The sequence below is a fragment of the Erythrobacter litoralis genome (assembly GCF_029760855.1).
Lineage (GTDB): Bacteria > Pseudomonadota > Alphaproteobacteria > Sphingomonadales > Sphingomonadaceae > Qipengyuania > Qipengyuania litoralis_A.
Map to the genome: position 1 here is coordinate 28,436 of NZ_SOSI01000001.1, position 17,393 is coordinate 45,828.

The 17,393-nt window shown below is 61.1% G+C and carries 14 protein-coding genes; 6 read left to right on the forward strand and 8 right to left on the reverse strand.

Annotated features, from left to right (window positions below; translation table 11 throughout):
* Window positions 1-56: 56 nt before the first annotated feature.
* The 4 genes from E3U23_RS00145 (at window position 57) to E3U23_RS00160 (ending at window position 3,493) form a co-directional block, all read left to right on the forward strand.
* Window positions 57-416, forward strand: a complete 360-nt coding sequence (locus E3U23_RS00145) for a response regulator (protein WP_279349142.1) — start codon at window positions 57-59, stop codon at window positions 414-416.
* A gap of 247 nt (window positions 417-663) precedes the next feature.
* Window positions 664-1,839 (forward strand): acyl-CoA dehydrogenase, encoded by a 1,176-nt coding sequence (locus E3U23_RS00150; protein WP_431732649.1) that lies wholly within the window; start codon window positions 664-666, stop codon window positions 1,837-1,839.
* Complete coding sequence (gene maiA / locus E3U23_RS00155; RefSeq protein WP_279349144.1) at window positions 1,839-2,486, forward strand: maleylacetoacetate isomerase; 648 nt, start codon at window positions 1,839-1,841, stop codon at window positions 2,484-2,486. Before E3U23_RS00150 ends, maiA begins: the two co-directional genes overlap by 1 nt.
* Window positions 2,483-3,493: a fumarylacetoacetate hydrolase family protein gene (locus E3U23_RS00160; protein ID WP_279349145.1), complete on the forward strand. Its 1,011-nt coding sequence runs from the start codon at window positions 2,483-2,485 to the stop codon at window positions 3,491-3,493. The genes maiA and E3U23_RS00160 overlap by 4 nt, the downstream gene beginning before the upstream one ends.
* A 59-nt stretch (window positions 3,494-3,552) precedes the next feature.
* Here E3U23_RS00160 and E3U23_RS00165 read toward each other — a convergent pair whose 3' ends face one another.
* A complete protein-coding gene (locus E3U23_RS00165) occupies window positions 3,553-4,716 on the reverse strand; it encodes an acyl-CoA dehydrogenase family protein (protein WP_279349146.1) in 1,164 nt (387 codons plus the stop codon).
* Window position 4,717: 1 nt separating this feature from the next.
* On the reverse strand, window positions 4,718-5,479 hold the full coding sequence (locus E3U23_RS00170; RefSeq protein ID WP_279349147.1) for a crotonase/enoyl-CoA hydratase family protein: 762 nt from the start codon (window positions 5,477-5,479) through the stop codon (window positions 4,718-4,720).
* Between the two features lie 103 nt (window positions 5,480-5,582).
* Between E3U23_RS00170 and E3U23_RS00175 the strand changes: the two genes are divergently transcribed.
* Entirely contained in the window at window positions 5,583-6,851 is a 1,269-nt protein-coding gene (locus tag E3U23_RS00175; protein ID WP_279349148.1) for an acetyl-CoA C-acetyltransferase, read from the forward strand.
* A gap of 13 nt (window positions 6,852-6,864) precedes the next feature.
* Here E3U23_RS00175 and E3U23_RS00180 read toward each other — a convergent pair whose 3' ends face one another.
* The 6 genes from E3U23_RS00180 to E3U23_RS00205 all read right to left on the reverse strand — a co-directional run bounded on the left by E3U23_RS00180 (window position 6,865) and on the right by E3U23_RS00205 (window position 14,228).
* Window positions 6,865-7,122, reverse strand: a complete 258-nt coding sequence (locus E3U23_RS00180; RefSeq protein ID WP_279349149.1) for a DUF2061 domain-containing protein — start codon at window positions 7,120-7,122, stop codon at window positions 6,865-6,867.
* A gap of 20 nt (window positions 7,123-7,142) precedes the next feature.
* A complete protein-coding gene (gene cysN, locus E3U23_RS00185; protein WP_279349150.1) occupies window positions 7,143-9,050 on the reverse strand; it encodes a sulfate adenylyltransferase subunit CysN in 1,908 nt (635 codons plus the stop codon).
* A complete protein-coding gene (gene cysD / locus E3U23_RS00190) occupies window positions 9,050-9,958 on the reverse strand; it encodes a sulfate adenylyltransferase subunit CysD (protein ID WP_279349151.1) in 909 nt (302 codons plus the stop codon). Before cysD ends, cysN begins: the two co-directional genes overlap by 1 nt.
* A 186-nt stretch (window positions 9,959-10,144) precedes the next feature.
* Window positions 10,145-11,551, reverse strand: a complete 1,407-nt coding sequence (locus tag E3U23_RS00195; RefSeq protein ID WP_279349152.1) for an alpha-amylase family glycosyl hydrolase — start codon at window positions 11,549-11,551, stop codon at window positions 10,145-10,147.
* The gene (locus E3U23_RS00200; RefSeq protein ID WP_279349153.1) at window positions 11,544-13,082 is read right to left on the reverse strand and encodes an MFS transporter; all 1,539 of its coding nucleotides are present in this window, start codon (window positions 13,080-13,082) and stop codon (window positions 11,544-11,546) included. Before E3U23_RS00200 ends, E3U23_RS00195 begins: the two co-directional genes overlap by 8 nt.
* A gap of 108 nt (window positions 13,083-13,190) precedes the next feature.
* Window positions 13,191-14,228: a LacI family DNA-binding transcriptional regulator gene (locus E3U23_RS00205; RefSeq protein WP_279349671.1), complete on the reverse strand. Its 1,038-nt coding sequence runs from the start codon at window positions 14,226-14,228 to the stop codon at window positions 13,191-13,193.
* Between the two features lie 283 nt (window positions 14,229-14,511).
* Here E3U23_RS00205 and E3U23_RS00210 point away from each other — a divergent pair, with 283 nt between their 5' ends.
* Window positions 14,512-17,328, forward strand: coding sequence for a TonB-dependent receptor (locus E3U23_RS00210; protein WP_279349154.1), 2,817 nt, complete (start codon window positions 14,512-14,514; stop codon window positions 17,326-17,328).
* Window positions 17,329-17,393: the final 65 nt, after the last annotated feature.

Below are 17,393 nucleotides of genomic sequence, written 5' to 3' on the forward strand. Positions count from 1 at the left end.
TTGGATAAACCATAAACTCCATCGGTTCGGGTCGGGAACTAGGTGGAGATTTGGTGATGGAAACTCCCTTGCGCGTGCTCGTAGCCGAAGATGAACTGATTGTCGGCGTGGACTTGTGCGACACGGTGGAAGAAGCGGGCTATATTGTTGAAGGACCGTTCGATGAAATAGCCTCCGCCGCCCTCTCCTTCCAGAAGCACAAACCCGATCTCGCGATCCTCGACGTGCAATTGGGCGACGGTGTGGTCTATCCGCTCGCCGAGCAGATGATGGCTGAGAATGTCCCGGTTATCTTTCATTCCGGCCAATTGACCCCCGCTGAAGTACACCGGAAGTTCCCTTCGGCGAAGGCCTTGGCGAAACCCTGCCCGCCAGCCGAGGTCATCCAGACAATGCAGGCAGCGCTCGATCGCTGATTGGGTAAGGCAAAATGGCAAACCTCAGTTGCGAGAGGTCGGTCACGAGTTCGGTTTGATTTGCGGGATCGCAAGCCGACGTTTCTCGCGTGGTTGAAAACGAGCGATCTGTTCACAACTCAGAGATGCGTCGCTTCACGCTGCGCGGAGTTCGACGTCGCTTGTGCCATTTCGGCGCGTACCCCTTGCGGATCGGCTGACCGGCTGGCATCTCCGCCAGTCATATAGAGGAGAGAATATGGCCGGTATGGCGCCTTTCGCGTGGGACGATCCGTTCCAGCTCGACGAACAATTGAGCGAAGACGAACGCATGATCCGCGATACCGCGCATGCCTTCGCTCAGAACGAACTGCAGCCGCGCGTCCGCGAAGCCTATGCGAACGAGACCGACGCGCCGGAACTCTTCCCCCTCATGGGCCAAGCCGGCCTGCTCGGCGCGACGATCCCGGAAGAATTCGGCGGCGCGGGTGCGAGCTACGTCGCCTACGGCCTGATCGCGCGTGAAATCGAGCGGGTGGACAGCGGCTATCGCTCGATGGCGAGCGTGCAATCCAGCCTCGTCATGTATCCGATCGACGCCTACGGTTCGGACGAGCAGCGCAAGAAATACCTTCCAAGGCTTGCCAGCGGCGAACTTATCGGATGCTTCGGCCTGACCGAACCCGATGCCGGTTCCGATCCGGGCAGCATGACGACGGTCGCCAAGAAGAACGGCGACGGCTATTCGATCAGCGGGTCCAAGACTTGGATTTCCAACTCCCCCTTCGCCGACGTATTCGTCGTCTGGGCGAAGAGCGAAGCGCATGACGGTGCGATCCGCGGCTTCGTGCTCGAAAAGGGGATGGAGGGCCTTTCCGCCCCGAAGATCGGCGGGAAAATGAGCCTTCGAGCCTCGACGACCGGCATGATCGTGATGGATGAGGTGAAGGTTGGCGCGGATGCGCTGCTGCCCAACGTCGCCGGCCTCAAGGGGCCGTTCGGCTGCCTTAACCGCGCACGTTACGGAATTAGCTGGGGCGCGATGGGCGCGGCCGAATTTTGTTTCCATGCGGCACGCCAATACGGGCTCGACCGCAAACAGTTCGACGTGCCGCTCGCCAGTAAACAGCTATTCCAGCTCAAGCTCGCCGACATGATGAGCGACATAGCTTTCGGCCTGCAGGCCTCGCTGCGGGTCGGCCGTCTGATGGACGAAGGCAAGTTTGCGCCGGAAATGATCAGCATGGTCAAGCGCAACAATGTCGGCAAAGCGCTCGATATCGCCCGCCACGCGCGCGACATGCATGGCGGTAATGGCATATCGGAAGAATATCAGGTCATCCGCCACATGGTAAACCTCGAAACGGTCAACACCTATGAAGGCACGCACGATGTCCACGCCCTGATCTTGGGCCGCGCGATCACCGGGATCCCGGCGTTTTGATGAAACTTTACGGGTATTATCGCAGCTCGACGAGCTACCGTCTGCGCATCGCCCTCGAACTGAAGGGGCTCGAATACGAGTATATCCCGGTGAATCTGCGCACCGGCGAGCAGAAGGGCCAAGCGTTCACCGCTCGCAATCCGTTCGGCTCAGTGCCCTTGCTGGAGGCGGACGGGCGCGACCGGGTACAGTCCATGGCGCAGCTCGAATGGCTGGACGATGCGCACCCGGAAAAATCGCTGCTGCCCCACGATGTAGAGGATCGCTACCTCGCACGCGAACTGGCCTATGCGATCGCCACCGAACTCCATGCCCCGCTCAACCTGCCTGTGCTGAAATACCTTTCGGACGAATACGGTAAATCGCAGGACGAGATCGGCGTCTGGTATCGCCACTGGCTCGCCCGTACGCTCGGCCCGCTGGAGGCACGGTTGGCCCAGCTCGGCACCGGCGATCTCCTGTTCGACAAACCCGGCCTGTTCGAGGTCTGCCTGCTGCCGCAAGTCTACAACGCGCAGCGGTTCGACTTCGATTTCGAAGGTTTTCCTCACATTCGCCGGATCGAAGCCGCCTGCCTCGCATTGCCTGAGTTCCAGCGCGCCCATCCCGATAACCAGATCGACAATCCCGAGAGGACCCCAGCATGAAACTCGCCACGCTCAACGATGGAACCCGCGACGGCAAGCTGGTGGTCGTCTCGAAAGACCTTACCCGCTACTGCGCCGCCGACAATATCGCCCCCACCCTGCAGGCTGCGCTCGACGATTGGGCGAATGCCGCGCGCAAGCTGGAAGCGCTCTACACCGACGTTCAGCACGAGGCCGTGCCGTGCGAGCGGTTCCACGAACGCGATGCACATTCACCCCTTCCCCGCGCCTACCAATGGGCCGATGGCAGCGCCTACATCAACCATGTGGAGCTGGTGCGGAAGGCGCGCGGGGCCGAGGTGCCGGAAAGCTTCTATCACGACCCGCTGATGTATCAGGGCGGCAGCGACGGGTTCCTTCCCCCGCGTGCCGACATCCCCTTGAAGGACACGAGCTGGGGCTGCGACATGGAAGGCGAAATCGCGGTCGTCACCGACGACGTGCCGATGGGCATCTCGAGCGAGGAAGCAGCAGATCATATCAAGCTCGTTATGCTTGTGAACGACGTCAGCTTGCGCGGCCTGATCCCGGGCGAACTCGGCAAGGGCTTCGGCTTCTTCCAATCGAAACCCGCCAGCGCCTTTTCACCCGTCGCCGTCACGCCGGATGAGCTGGGCGATGCGTGGAGGGACAGCGTGATCCACCTGCCCCTGATGGTCGATTATAACGGCGAGCCGTTCGGCCGCGCCAATGCCGGGCAGGATGCGACCTTCAGCTTGGCCGATCTCGTTGCCCATGCGGCAAAGACCCGCAGCCTTGGCGCGGGCACCATTATCGGCTCGGGCACCGTCTCGAACCAGGGGCCGCACGGCGATCCGGGCAAGCCGGTTAGCGAAGGTGGCGCGGGCTACAGTTGCATCGCCGAAATCCGCATGATCGAAACGATCGCGAACGGCGATGCCGAAACGCGCTTCATGGCGCCGGGCGATACCGTCCGGATCGAGATGAAGGACGAAGGCGGCCATTCCATCTTCGGCGCGATCGAACAGAAGGTTGTCGAAGCCTGATCTGGCGCTGCGATAAGGCGGCACGGGGGTGCTTTCGCAATGCCCTTTTCATTTCTCGCTCACATCGACCGGGCGATCACCATTTTCATGATCTCGTTCGAGCCGCCGAAAATTCGGCTGATCCGGCTATCGCGATACATGCGGGCTATGGGATAATCGTTGATGTAGCCCGCCCCGCCATGCAGCTGCAGGCATTTGTCCACCACTTCGCCCTGCAATTCGGTGACCCAGTATTTCGCCATGCAGGCGGTTGGCACGTCGAGCTCACCCTTCAGGTGCTTGGCTATGCAGTCGTTCACGAAGATGCGCGCCGCCGTTCCGCGTGCTTTCAGATCGGCGAGCGTGAACTGGGTGTTTTGGAAATCCCAGATCGTCTTGCCGAACGCCTTGCGGTCCTTGGTGAAATTGACCGTTTCTTCGAGTGCGCGCTCGATCGTGGTCATCGACTGCATGGCAATGATCAGGCGTTCCTGCGGCAGTTCGCCCATCAACTGGTAGAAGCCTTTGCCTTCCTCGCCGCCGAGCACAGCGTCGGACGGCACGAACACGTCGTCGAAGAACAGCTCTGAAGTGTCCTGCGCATCAAGCCCGATCTTGTCGAGCTTCTTGCCGCGCTGGAAACCCTCGGCGCCCTCGGTCTCCAACAGCATCAGCGAGATGCCTTTCGCCCGTTCTGCCGGGTCGGTCTTGGCGACGACGATGATGAAGTCGGCGATCTGACCATTCGAAATATAGGTCTTGGCCCCGTTGATGCGATAGCCGTTGCCGTCCTTCAGGGCGGTCGTGGTGATGGATTGCAGATCGCTGCCGGTTCCGGGCTCGGTCATGGCGATGGCGCTGACGAGATCGCCTGATACGAGGCGGGGCAGGTATTTCTTCTTCTGCTCCTCGGTGCCGTGGCGCACAAGATAGGGCAGGATGATGGTGTTGTGGAGACTCGCGGAAAAGCCCTCGACGCCGTGACGCGCCTGCTGGTCAATTACCACCATCTCGTGCCGGAAATCGCCTCCGTGGCCGCCATATTCTTCAGGCACCGACGCGCCGAGCAAACCGGCCTCGCCTGCCTCGCGCCAGAAGTCGCGCTCCACCTGCCCGTCGTCGCGCCATTTGAGGACGCGCTTTTCGGGCGCATGCTGCTGGTAGAACTTGCCCACCGCATCGGCGAAGATCGAGATTTCCTCATCTTCCATGAATTCGGGTTCTTTGACGTCGATGACGGCCATCTTACTTCCCCTTCCAGTTCGGCTTGCGCTTTTCGGCGAAGGCGGCCGCGCCCTCGCGTGCATCTTCGGATACGAAGACCGGGCCGATCAGCTGCGCCTGTTTGTCGTAGCGCTCGTCCATCGACCAGCCGCGCGATTCTTTCATGATCTGCTTGGACACGCGCACCGCCAAAGGGCCGTTCTCGGCGATCTTGGCTGCCAGTTCCTTCGCCCCGTCGAGTGCCGAACCGTCCGTCACCCGGTTGATCAGCCCAAGCTCGTAAGCCCGCGCCGCGTCGATGAAATCACCGGTCAGCGCGAGTTCCATCGCAATCCGCTCGGGGATCTGATCTGGCAGCATCATCACGCCGCCCGCCGCCGCGACCAGACCGCGCTTCGCCTCGGGAATGCCGAATTTCGCTTGCGCGTTCGCCACCACTAGATCGCAGGCGATCATCAGTTCGAGTCCGCCGGCCAGCGCATAGCCTTCGACCGCGGCGATCAGCGGCTTCTTCGGTGGAGACTGCACCACGCCTCCGAAACCACGCCCTTCGACGCTGGGCGACTCTCCGCGGAGGAAACCTTTTAGATCCATGCCAGAGCAGAACGTGCCGCCCGCGCCGGTCAGGATGCCGACCCGCAGATCGTCTTCGCTATCGAGCCGGTCCATCGCCGCAGCGATGCCTTCCGCCGCCGCCTTGTTCATGGCGTTCTTCGCATCGGGCCGGTTGATCGTGACGATCAGAACACCGTCCTCGACTTTGGTGAGCAGTTCCTCGCTCATGCTCGCATCTCCCATTTCATTATGAAACTGTTCTTGCGCCTTTGCTGCGGCAGGCTTACGCAAACGTCAACCGGCAAAAGCCGAAACGACAGGAGAGTACGCCGTGGCAGAAGCCTATATCATCGACGCAGTTCGCACCCCGCGCGGGATCGGGAAACAAGGCAAGGGCGCGCTGGCCGCCATGCACCCGCAGCATCTCGCCGCCACCTGCCTCAAGGCGATCAAGGACCGCAACGATCTCGACACCGCGACGGTGGACGATGTGATCTGGTCGGTCAGCTCGCAGGACGGTTTGCAAGCGGGCGATCTCGGGCGGATGGCCGCGCTCGATGCCGGTTACGACGAGCGCTCCAGCGGTACCACGCTCGACCGGTTTTGCGGCGGGGGAATCACCTCGGTCGCACTCGCCGCAGCACAGGTGATGAGCGGCATGGAAGAATGCGTCGTCGCCGGCGGGACTGAGATGATGAGCCTCACCGCGCAGCAGTCGAAGGACAAGATGGCGGCGGGTTTGAAACCGCCGCGCATGGGTGCGTATAACGAGCGGTTACAGGCGAACCATCCGCAAAGCCATCAGGGCGTTTGCGGCGATGCCATCGCCTCGAAGGAAGGCTTTACGCGCGAGGAGCTGGACGAAGTCGGCTATCGCAGCCAGCAACGCGCGGCGAAGGCAATCGAAGAAGGGCGGTTCGACAATTCGCTCATCCCGGTGATGGACGACGACGGCAATGTCGTGCTCGACAAGGAAGAGTTCCCGCGTCCGCAGACCACGCGCGAGGGGCTCGCGGAACTGGAACCTGCTTTCACCAAGATCGCCGACGTCCCGCTCGACAAGCAGGGCACGACCTTCCGCGGGCTGGTGAACCAGAAATACCCTGATCTGAAAATCGAGCATTTCCATCATGCCGGCAACAGCTCGGGCGTAGTGGACGGCGCGGCGGCCGTTCTTGTGACAAGCCGCGACTATGCCGAGAGGCACGGGCTCAAGCCCCGCGCCCGTATCGTCGCTACCGCCAATATGGGTGACGATCCGACCCTGATGCTCAACGCTCCGGTCCCCGCGGCAAAGAAGGTGCTGGAAAAGGCCGGCCTGTCGAAGGACGATATCGACCTTTTCGAAATCAACGAAGCCTTCGCCGTGGTCGCTGCGAAATTTGTGCGCGATCTCGATCTGGATTGGGGCCAGGTCAACGTGAACGGCGGCTCGATCGCGCTCGGTCATCCCATCGGGGCGACCGGTTCAATCCTGATCGGCACCATGGTTGACGAACTGGAACGGCAGAACAAGCGCTATGGCCTGGTCACGATGTGCGCGGCGGGCGGCATGGCCCCCGCGATCGTCATCGAACGGGTCGACGGTTTCGTCGACTGACTAAAGCCTCACGTCAGGCGGGCCGGTCGCCCGCCTGCGTTTCTTCCTCGTTCGAAGCAAACCCCCACGAGATATTCGCCCAAGCGCGCTCGTGGAGATAATACAGGACCATTTTGGTCAGCACTTCGGTCGTCGCAATTGCGCCGGCCGCTTTGAGGCTGCTGGTGAACAACCAGCTCAGCAGGAACGTGTCGAGACTGCCGAGGACGCGCCAGCTGACTGCCTTCGCGAATGAGCGCGAATGCGCTTCCTTGCCTTTGAACAACAGCATGTCAGCGCCCCCTGCCGCCCTTACTTGAGCGGCAGGATTTGTTTGATGATGTAATCCGCCGCCTCTTCCGGGCTCATCGCCACCGTGTTGACACGAATTTCGGGGCTTTCAGGTTCCTCATACGGGCTGTCTATCCCGGTGAAGTTCTTCAGTTCGCCGCTGCGTGCCTTCTTGTAAAGGCCCTTCACGTCGCGCGCCTCGGCCACTTCCAGTGGCGTATCGACGTGGATTTCGATGAATTCGCCCTCGCCCATCATGTCGCGCACCAGCTTGCGATCGGCGCGGAACGGGCTGATGAAGGCGGTAAGTACGATCAGGCCCGCATCGGTCATCAGCTTGGCAACTTCCCCGATGCGGCGGATATTCTCGATCCGGTCGCTCTCGGTGAAGCCCAGGTCCTTGTTCAGACCGTGGCGTACATTGTCTCCGTCGAGCAGGAAGGTATGGCGGTTCATGATCGCCAGCTTCTTTTCGACCTCGTTGGCAATAGTCGATTTGCCCGAGCCGGACAGGCCGGTGAACCACAGCACGCGCGGCTTCTGGTTCTTCATCGAAGCATGATCGTCGCGGCTGATGTCGACCGCCTGCCAATGCACGTTCTGCGCACGCCGGAGGCTGAAATGCAGCATCCCGGCGCCAACCGTTTTGTTCGAAATCTTGTCGATCAGGATGAAACCGCCCAGCGCGCGGTTTTCGGCATAGGGAGCGAAGACGATACGGCGGTCGGTCGTCAGTTCCGCGACGCCGATGGAGTTGAGCTGCAGCGTCTTGGCCGCCATGTGCTGCATGGTGTTGACGTTGATCTCGTATTTCGGCTCGGCGACGGTGACCGAGACGGTCTGGGTGCCGAGCTTCAGCCAATAGCCCCGGCCGACGACCAACAGCTCCTCGTCCATCCACACGACGGTCGCCTCGAACTGGTCTGCGACTTCGGGCGGGTTGTCGGCCGCGGCCAACACGTCGCCGCGCGAACAGTCGATCTCGTCGGCGAGCGTTACGGTGACGGACTGCCCCGCCCCCGCCCGGTCGAGGTCGCCGTCCATTGTGACAACCGATTTGACCGTGCTGGTCTTGCCCGAAGGAAGCGAGCGCACGCTGTCGCCCGGCGCCACTTCGCCGGTAGCAATAAGGCCGGAAAAGCCGCGGAAATCGAGGTTTGGACGGTTCACCCACTGCACGGGCATGGTGAACGACCGCTCGAGATTGACATCGTTGCCCACCTCGACCGCTTCCAGATGCTCCATGAGTGTAGGGCCATCGTACCAGCCGGTATTGTCCGACTTCGTGGTGATGTTGTCGCCCGCGAGGCCCGAGATCGGGATGGCGGTGAAGCTCTCGATCCCGATGCTCTGCGCAAACTCGGCATAGTCGGCGAGGATCGCCTCGTACTTCGCCTGGTCGTAGTCGATCAGGTCCATCTTGTTGACCGCAAGAACAAGATTTTTGATGCCGAGCTGATGGCACAGGAAGCTGTGCCGCTTGGTCTGCACCAGCACGCCCTTGCGCGCATCGATCAGGATACAGGCGAGGTCGGCGGTCGAGGCACCGGTCACCATGTTGCGCGTATATTGCTCGTGCCCCGGACAATCGGCGACGATGAACTTGCGGTTCTCGGTCGAGAAAAAGCGATAGGCGACGTCGATCGTGATGCCCTGCTCACGTTCCGCGGCAAGGCCATCGACCAGCAGCGCGAAGTCGATTTCCTGCCCTTGCGTGCCGACCCGCTTGCTGTCGTTCTCCAGCGCGGCGAGCTGATCCTCGAAGATCATTTTGGAGTCGTAGAGCAGCCGCCCGATCAGGGTCGATTTGCCATCGTCCACGCTGCCGCAGGTGATGAAGCGCAGCATGGTCTTATGCTGGTGCTTTTCGAGATAGGCATCGATGTCCTCGGCAATGAGGGCATCGGTTTGGTAAACGGGGTCGGTCATTAAAAATACCCCTCCTGCTTCTTCTTCTCCATCGATGCGTCACCCGAATCCTTGTCGATGACGCGACCCTGCCGTTCGCTGGTTGTGGTGAGCAGCATCTCCTGAATGATTTCTGGCAAAGTCGCCGCCTTGCTTTCAACGGCGCCGGTCAGCGGGAAGCAGCCCAGCGTGCGGAAGCGGATCGAGCGTTCGGTAATCTCGGGCCGTTTGCCCATGACCTTCTCCAGCCGCTCGATATCGTCGGCCATGAACAACCCGCCTTCATACTCGAACGTCGGCCGCCGGGCTGAATAATACAGCGGCACGATCTCGATATTTTCGAGATGAATGTACTGCCAGATGTCGAGCTCGGTCCAGTTCGAGAGCGGGAAGACGCGGATACTCTCGCCCTTCTTCTTGCGGGCGTTGTAGAGGTTCCACAACTCCGGGCGCTGGCTTTTCGGGTCCCATCCATGGCTGGCCGTGCGAAACGAGAAGATACGCTCCTTCGCGCGGCTTTTCTCCTCATCGCGTCGCGCGCCGCCGAAAGCCGCATCGAAGCCGTATTTGTCGAGCGCCTGCTTCAACCCTTGCGTCTTCCACATATCGGTGTGGAGCGGGCCATGGTCGAAGGGGTTGATCCCCATCTCCTGCGCTTCGGGGTTCCGGTGGACCAGCAATTCCATGCCCGCATCCGCCGCGCTCTTTTCGCGCAAGGCGTACATGTCCTTGAACTTCCACGTCGTATCGACGTGCATCAGCGGGAACGGCGGCGGCGAGGGATAGAACGCCTTTTTGGCGAGGTGCAGCATTACGGCGCTGTCCTTGCCGATCGAATAGAGCATCACGGGCTTTTCGGCCTCGGACACCACTTCGCGCATGATGTGGATGCTTTCGGCTTCGAGCCGCTGCAGGTGGGTAAGGGTCATGGGGAGGATTGTCTCGAATTCGGGTTGCGCAATCGAATCGCGTGAGGCGGCGTCTTCTGCCCGAAATTTAACAGACCGGGCAAACGCACATCGTGTGTCGCGCCGATAGGAAAGATTGCCGCATCGCACAACGGGGTAGTCCCTAGCCGTCGAAGGGCGGGACACATTTCGCCGGATTAACCTTGTTTATCTGCCTCCGCTCGAATACAGCGCAAAGCCCCATGCCGGAAGAGCGACGGTATCGCCGGCCGCAAAAATCCTGCGCTGACCGTCTGCGAAGCCGCGAAAGTCTCCGGCAGGCAGACCATCGGCAAAACGTGCGGTGACCGAGCTGTCGCTCATGTTGAACAGACCGAGCACCTTGTTACCGTCTTTCTGCCGAACCCATGCGAACAGTTGCTCGGGCCTGTCGGTTTCCACCTTCTGCATGACCGCGCCCCATTGGCCGTTGTCGAGCGCGGGATTTGCCTTGCGGAAGGCGATCAACCGATCGAGCAGCCGGCCATAATCACAGCCATTTTTCTGACTCCAGTCGATCGTATCTTTCTCGAAAAATTCGAGCCGCTTGGCGTTGCAGGCTTCCATGCCGTTATGCACTAACGGAACACCCTCGCCGGTGAAGGCCAGTGCCGTCATGACACCGAGTGCATCGCCGTAATTCTCGTAGATCGTGCCTTCCCACGCATTGCTGTCGTGGTTCTCGATATAGGTCATGCGCATGGCTTCGCGCGGCCAAAGACTCTCGTTCTCGGCATAATAGCCGTAGAAGCTCGTCGCATTACCCTCGCCGTGCGCGACCTTTTTCGAGGTGTTGTGCCAGTCCCAGGCATAGGTCGCGTCGAACGCCTTGAAGTTCCATGCGCTCTGCTGGACCTCGCCGAGCATGAAGACCGGCCGGATGGCGCCCAGCCGGTCGCGCATGGTTTCCCAGAAATCGAGGGGGACGTATCCAGCGACATCGGCGCGGTAGCCATCGATGCCGAATTCGCGCACCCAGTATTCCATCGCCGTGCCGACATGCTCGCGCACGCCGGGCTGCGACCAGTCGAGGTCGATTATGTCGCTCCAGTCCCACCACGGCGTCGGGCGAAAGCTGCCGTCCCAGCTTTTTTCGTACCAGTCGGGATAGTCGGTTCGCAGTTGGTTGTCCCACGCCGTGTGGTTCGCGACGAGGTCGAGAATGACGTGAAAGCCCTGCGCGTGTGCCGCATCGACGAAAGCCTTGAGGTCGGCCTTGGTCCCGAATTCGGGGTTGACCTCGTAATAGTCCTGCACCGAATACGGACTGCCGAGCGTGCCCTTACGGTTCTCCTCGCCGATGGGATGGATCGGCATCAGCCACAGGATATCGACGCCGAGCGCCTTCAGGCGTGGCAGTTCTCTCTGCGCAGCCGCAAAGGTGCCTTCCCGCGTGAATTGGCGCGTATTGATCTGGTACAGCACCGCATTCCGCGACCATTCGGGATGCCGGATCATCACCTTGCTGTCGGGCGTCCACGGGGATGCACTAGCGGCGAGCGGCATCTGTGCGGTCGTCTGCGCGCAGCCTGCCAGCAGCAGGGCGCCCGAAAGAGCAAGGGCCAGTTTACGCATCGGTCGTTTCTCCCGGGACCTGAACGCGCAGCATGGCGAAGGCGGCCAGGGTCCAGCTTGCCGCGGCGAACAGCATGGTCCAGATCGGCTGATCGGGGAAAAAGTGCTTCATCACCGTCCCCATGATCGTCGCCACTAGCAATTGCGGCACGACGATGAAGATGTTGAACAGCCCCATATAGATGCCAAGCTTCGCCTGCGGCAGGCTGCTGGCAAGAATGGCATAGGGCATGGCGAGAATGCTGGCCCAAGCGATGCCCTTCAGCACTTCGCACATGATCAGTAAGTTCGGATCGCGCAGCACGAAATAGCCGAGAAACCCAAGCGCGCCGAGCAGCAGGCAGGTCATGTGCGTCTTCGCTTTGCCGATGCGCTTCGACATGGCGGGCAGCAGCACCAGTGCGGCCACGACCGCGACGGCGTTCTGCACCGTGTAGATGAGGTTCCACCAGTTCGCCCCTTCGTTATAGGCGGGCGTGGTCGGATCGGCACTGCCGTAGAAATATTGCGAGACGATCGGTCCGGAATAAATCCACATGATGAAGAGAGAGGACCAGCTGAAGAACTGAACCAGCGCCAGCCGCTTCATCGTGGGTGGCATGCCGGAGAAGTCGCCCACGATGGTGGAAAGCATGTTGGCCGACTTGCCCTGCTTCGCCAGCCGAATGCCGATGGCGCTGAGCGCTCCGTACCCGACCAGCAGCGCGCCGAGGAGCAGGATCTCTTTTTCCAGCCCGAGCGGTTCGACCGCGACCAGCACGATCACGCCAAGCGCGATCCAGATCGCGGGCGCCGCATAGGATTTCGCCGCCAGAGCCTGAACGCTTTCGCCTTGCTCGACCTCGCGCTCCGCATCGAACGCCGCCATCTCTTCCGGACTGAATTCACGCGTGGTGACAACGGTCCATCCGATGGCAACAAACAGCGCGACCGCCCCGGCCCAGAAGCTCCACTTCACCGTATCGGGTATCTGCCCCGCCGCCGCGACATTGGCAACGCCGAACTGCTCAAGCAGGTACGGAAAGATCGCCGCCACCACCGCGCCCGCACCGATGAAGGCTGTCTGGACGGCATAGCCTGTCGCATGCTGCGACTTGTCTAGCATATCGCCGACGAAGGCCCGGAACGGTTCCATCGAGATGTTGAGGCTGGCGTCGAGCAGCCACAGCAGCGCTGCGGCAAACAGCAGCGGCGCACCGAAGGCGGGAGCCAGCGGCATCAGGATCAGGCTGATGGCGGCTAACAGCGCGCCGGTCATGAAATAGGGACGGCGGCGGCCGAAGCGGTTCCAGGTCCGGTCGGACATATGTCCGATGATCGGCTGCACCAACAGGCCGGTGAGCGGCGCCGCGACCCACAATGCAGGCAGATCGTCGAGCGAAGCGCCGACGGTCTGGAAAATTCGGCTCATATTCGAATTCTGCAGCACGAAGCCGATCTGGATGCCGAAAAAGCCGAAGCTGATATTCCACAGCCCGGCAAAGCCTTGGCGCGGTTTCGTCGTACGCGGCAACGTCATGTCCTGCGCCATCAAGGCCCCTTCGCATCCTCGGTTCGCCGGGTCGTCCCGCCCGGTTGTCTGCCGAGCGCTCGCACGGAACCGGGTGCGAAGCCAGTCCGCATACGAATACGTCGGTGGTCAACCAGGCACGCTGCTGCCGCGCACAATGAGTTTGCCGGGCAGCTTGCGCGGCGGGGGATTGCCACCTTCGATCTGCGCGATCAGCGTTTCGACGAGGGCTTCGCCAGCGCCCCTGATATCCTGCATGATAGTGGTCAGCGGCGGGGTGGTAAGTGACGCGGCCGGAATATCGTCGAATCCCACAATCGCGACGTCTTCGGGCACGCGCACGCCGTGTTCGATCAGGGACCGCATCGCGCCGATCGCGATGAGGTCGCTCGCGGCGAAGACGGCGTCGAACGGCTCACCGCTGGCGATCAGCGCCTCGGCCGCGGCATGCCCTGCTTCCTCGGTCGTGATGGCATCGAATTGCAGCGATTCGGCGCTGTCCAGACCGGCCTCGCGGATCGCCTTGCGCAAGCCTTCGCAGCGGCCACGAAATTCGGGGTAATGCTCGTCCGCGTGGCCGAGAAAGGCGATCTTCCGGCAACCGCGCTCGATCAAATGTTCGCCCGCCAGCCGCCCGGCCTGTAGATTGTCGGTCCCGATGGTGTAGCCGCCCGCATCACTCGACACCGAACCCCAGCGAGCAAAATGCGTACCTTGCGCTTCCAGCTGATCGAGCCGCGTCCGGTAGACGGTGTAATCGCCATAGCCCAACAGGATGAGTCCGTCCGCCCGGTGGCTATCCTGGTACTGGACGTGCCAGTCGTCCTCCATCCGCTGGAAGGAGATCAGGAGGTCCAGCCGGCGGTCGGCGCAGGCGCGCGTGATCGCACCGAGCATCGAGAGGAAGAATGGATTGATCATGCTGCCGTCAGGCGTCGGATCTTCGAAGAACAGCAGGGCGATGGTATTTGAACGCTGCGACCGTAAAGACGAGGCATTCTTGTCGACCGTGTAATTCAGATCGCGCGCGATGCGTTCGATCCTCAGGCGGGTCTGCTCGCTTACCGAACGATCACCGCGAAGGGCGCGGCTGACGGTCGGCTGGGAGACACCCGCGGCATAGGCAATGTCGAAGCTTGTCGGCCTCCCGGTTGCCTTGCGGCCCAATGCCCTCTCCTGCGCGGCCGGCGCTGAGCCGGTCATTCGCCCAGTTCTTAGCAAGCTCACCGTCGCTGGCAATCGTATGCATGAAAGCAGCGCGGAGCCGCCATTTCAGTGTGACATTCCGGCGACGCGGCGCGGCATTGCTGCATCGGCGTATACGTATGCCATCTTCCGCCAAGGGCTTTGGCGGAAGTATTCGGTGGATCGAACGGCCCCTCCAGCGGGCTGCGCATTTCGATCCCTTCACACATTTTCTCGTGCCGGGATCTACAGGGAGAGAGCAGACATGGCATTTCGCACCCATCTCGCCGGCGGCATCAGCGCCGTAGCCGTCGTAACCGCTCTGGCGGCCGCAGCGGCACCTGCCTACGCGCAGGAAGCAACCGTCCAGCCGCCGACTCCGGTTGACGAGGACGGCGCGGAAGGCCAGCCCGTCGATCCGGACAGTAGCGATACCATCATCGTCACCGGGTTCCGCCGCTCGCTGGAGACTGCCGTCGCGGAAAAGCGCAACTCCGACCAGATCCTCGAATCGGTAACGGCGGAAGACATCGGCAAGCTGCCCGATAACTCGATCGGCGAGTCGATCGCCCGCTTGCCCGGCGTCACTTCACAGCGCGCCAACGGTCGTTCGAACGTGATCGCTATTCGCGGGCTCGGCCCGGACTTTTCCCAGACATTGCTGAATGGCCGCGAGCAGACATCCACGGGCGATGCGCGTGCCGTCGAGTTCGACCAGTATCCTGCCGAAGTCGTCAACCAGGTCGTAGTATACAAAACCCCGACCGCCGAATTGGTCGGCCAAGGGCTTATCGGTACGATCGACGTGCGCACGATTCGTCCGCTGGAAGCAGGCGAGCGGGTGTTCGCGATCGGCGCGCGCGGCAGCTACGCCGATCTCGGAAAGCTCAATGCCGGTTCGGAAGAATTGGGTTACCGCCTCAACGCCGCCTATGTCGATCAGTTCGCCGACGACACACTCGGCGTCTCGCTTGCTGCATCGTACACCGACGAACCCTATCAGGTGCAGGAATTCAACGCTTGGGGCTATACCAACGCCCCGACTGGTGGCCCCCAACTTATCGGTGGATCGAAGAGCTACGTCACTTCCACGCAATTGAAGCGGTTTGGTGCGGCCGGGACTGTCCAATGGGAGCCGGCGCCGGAATGGACTGTCACACTGGATGGTTTCTATTCCGACTTCGATGACGAGCAGATCAAGCGTGGCGTCGAATTGCCCCTCGGTTTTGCGGTACGTGGTGACGACCCCGATACAGACGTCGACGAGCGTATCGAACCAGGCTTTTCCAACGCAACATTCGATCCGAGCAGTGCGGTCGTCGAAAACGATACCGTCGTTGCCGGCCGCTTCCCCAGCGTCGAAGGCGTGGTGCGTAACGATCAGTTCAACAAGGAAGCGCAGCTTTTTTCTGGCGGCCTGAACGTCCTTTACGAAGGTGACGACGGCTGGAGCGCCTATGCCGACTTCGGATATTCGCGCACGGATCGCCGGGAATTGTCCTTCGAAAGCTATGCCGGCACCGGTTACGGCGCACAGAATGGCGCGACGGACGATATTTCGTTCACTTTGGACGAGAGCGGAGCGTTCTTCAGTTCGACGCTCGACTATTCCGATCCTACCCAAATATTCCTCACCGATCCTCTCGGTTGGGGCGGCGACACACGGCAGGCCGGGTATTTCAACGACCGGATCGTTGATGACGAGCTGAAGCAGTACCGGGTCCATATCGAAAAGGAAATTTACGACTCCTTCCTGAGCGCGGTGATCTTCGGCCTCAACTACACCGACCGCGATAAGTCGCTGACGCCGGACGAATCCTTCATCGTTCTATCCGGTGACCGGCTCGAAGCGCCGATCCCGGAAAGTGCGCTCCTTCGCCCGACCAACCTCGATTACCTCGGTCTGGGTCCGATCGTGAGCTACGACGCACGCGATTTGATTGCCGACGGCACCTACGTGCTGCAGCCGAATACGTCGCAGGACGTCCCAGCGAAAGCGTATCAGATTTCCGAAGACCTGATGACTGCCTATTTACAGGCGAACATTATGCAGGATTTCGGTGCCGCCGAACTCACAGGAAATATCGGTGTGCAGGCCATCAGCACGGTGCAAAAATCCAGCGGGCTGATCTTTGTCGATGGCGTCGGAAGCCAGCGAACCCGGGGCGCATCCTATTGGGATGTACTGCCAAGCTTGAACCTTTCGCTCCGTTTTGATTCGGATTTCGTCGTTCGTTTCAGCGCAGCGCGCGAAATCCAGCGTCCTCGCTTGGACGATCTGCGTGTTGCTTTGGGTTACGGTCTCGACCAGACCAACGAGGCGCAGAGCCCGACCGGCATAGTTCCTTTCATCAGCGGCGGTGGCGGCAATCCGGAATTGCGTCCGTTCCGCGCCAATGCGGTCGACCTGACCTTGGAAAAGTATTTCGGCCGCGACGGCGGGGTTATAGCGATCCAGGCCTTTTACAAGGATATCGTCAGCTACATCGATTCCGCGCCCTTTACGTTCGATTACACCGGATTTCCGTTTCCCGCCGGATCACCAGCCGGACTTAGTCCGATTGGCCTGTTAAATGCGCCGCAGAATACCGGCGGAGGCGATTTCTACGGTATCGAGACGGCGATCACGTTGCCGTTCAACATCTTCTCGGAAACGCTCGATGGCTTCGGCGTGACCGGCGGTGTCGGCTATACCGAAACCAAGATCGAAGATGCCTTCGGCAATATCGACCAGATCCCCGGCTATTCGAAGTGGGTTGCCAATGGCACCGCCTATTTCGAAAAATGGGGTTTCAATGCGCGCGGAAGTGTCCGTTACCGGTCGAGCTTCCTGGGCGATTTCACCGGCTTTGGCGGATCGCCCACCCGTCGCCTGGCACGTGACGAGACTATCGTCGATGCGCAGATCGGGTACGATTTCCAAGATGGCAGCGCGCTCGAAGGCCTCTCGCTCTACGTTCAGGGTCAGAACCTGACGGACCAGCCCTTCGCCTCGATCAACGGGAACGGCAATCAGTTGCAGGTAGTCGACTACCAGATCTACGGGCGCCGCTTCCTCGCAGGCTTCACGTACAAGTTCTGAGCGCTTAGGCGGGCGGGCGTGTTTCGGTGAGACACCCCGCCCCGCCAATCGATAGCATCGCCATG

Excerpts from the sequence above, each read along its gene's own strand:
- cysN (WP_279349150.1), bottom strand. The coding sequence starts at position 9,050 with ATGACCGACCCCGTTTACCAAACCGATGCCCTCATTGCCGAGGACATC.
- E3U23_RS00200 (WP_279349153.1), bottom strand. The coding sequence starts at position 13,082 with ATGGCGCAGGACATGACGTTGCCGCGTACGACGAAACCGCGCCAAGGC.
- E3U23_RS00165 (WP_279349146.1), bottom strand. The coding sequence starts at position 4,716 with ATGGCCGTCATCGACGTCAAAGAACCCGAATTCATGGAAGATGAGGAA.
- E3U23_RS00180 (WP_279349149.1), bottom strand. The coding sequence starts at position 7,122 with ATGCTGTTGTTCAAAGGCAAGGAAGCGCATTCGCGCTCATTCGCGAAG.
- E3U23_RS00195 (WP_279349152.1), bottom strand. The coding sequence starts at position 11,551 with ATGCGTAAACTGGCCCTTGCTCTTTCGGGCGCCCTGCTGCTGGCAGGC.
- E3U23_RS00150 (WP_431732649.1), top strand. The coding sequence starts at position 664 with ATGGCGCCTTTCGCGTGGGACGATCCGTTCCAGCTCGACGAACAATTG.
- E3U23_RS00210 (WP_279349154.1), top strand. The coding sequence starts at position 14,512 with ATGGCATTTCGCACCCATCTCGCCGGCGGCATCAGCGCCGTAGCCGTC.
- E3U23_RS00160 (WP_279349145.1), top strand. The coding sequence starts at position 2,483 with ATGAAACTCGCCACGCTCAACGATGGAACCCGCGACGGCAAGCTGGTG.
- maiA (WP_279349144.1), top strand. The coding sequence starts at position 1,839 with ATGAAACTTTACGGGTATTATCGCAGCTCGACGAGCTACCGTCTGCGC.
- E3U23_RS00145 (WP_279349142.1), top strand. The coding sequence starts at position 57 with ATGGAAACTCCCTTGCGCGTGCTCGTAGCCGAAGATGAACTGATTGTC.
- E3U23_RS00170 (WP_279349147.1), bottom strand. The coding sequence starts at position 5,479 with ATGAGCGAGGAACTGCTCACCAAAGTCGAGGACGGTGTTCTGATCGTC.
- cysD (WP_279349151.1), bottom strand. The coding sequence starts at position 9,958 with ATGACCCTTACCCACCTGCAGCGGCTCGAAGCCGAAAGCATCCACATC.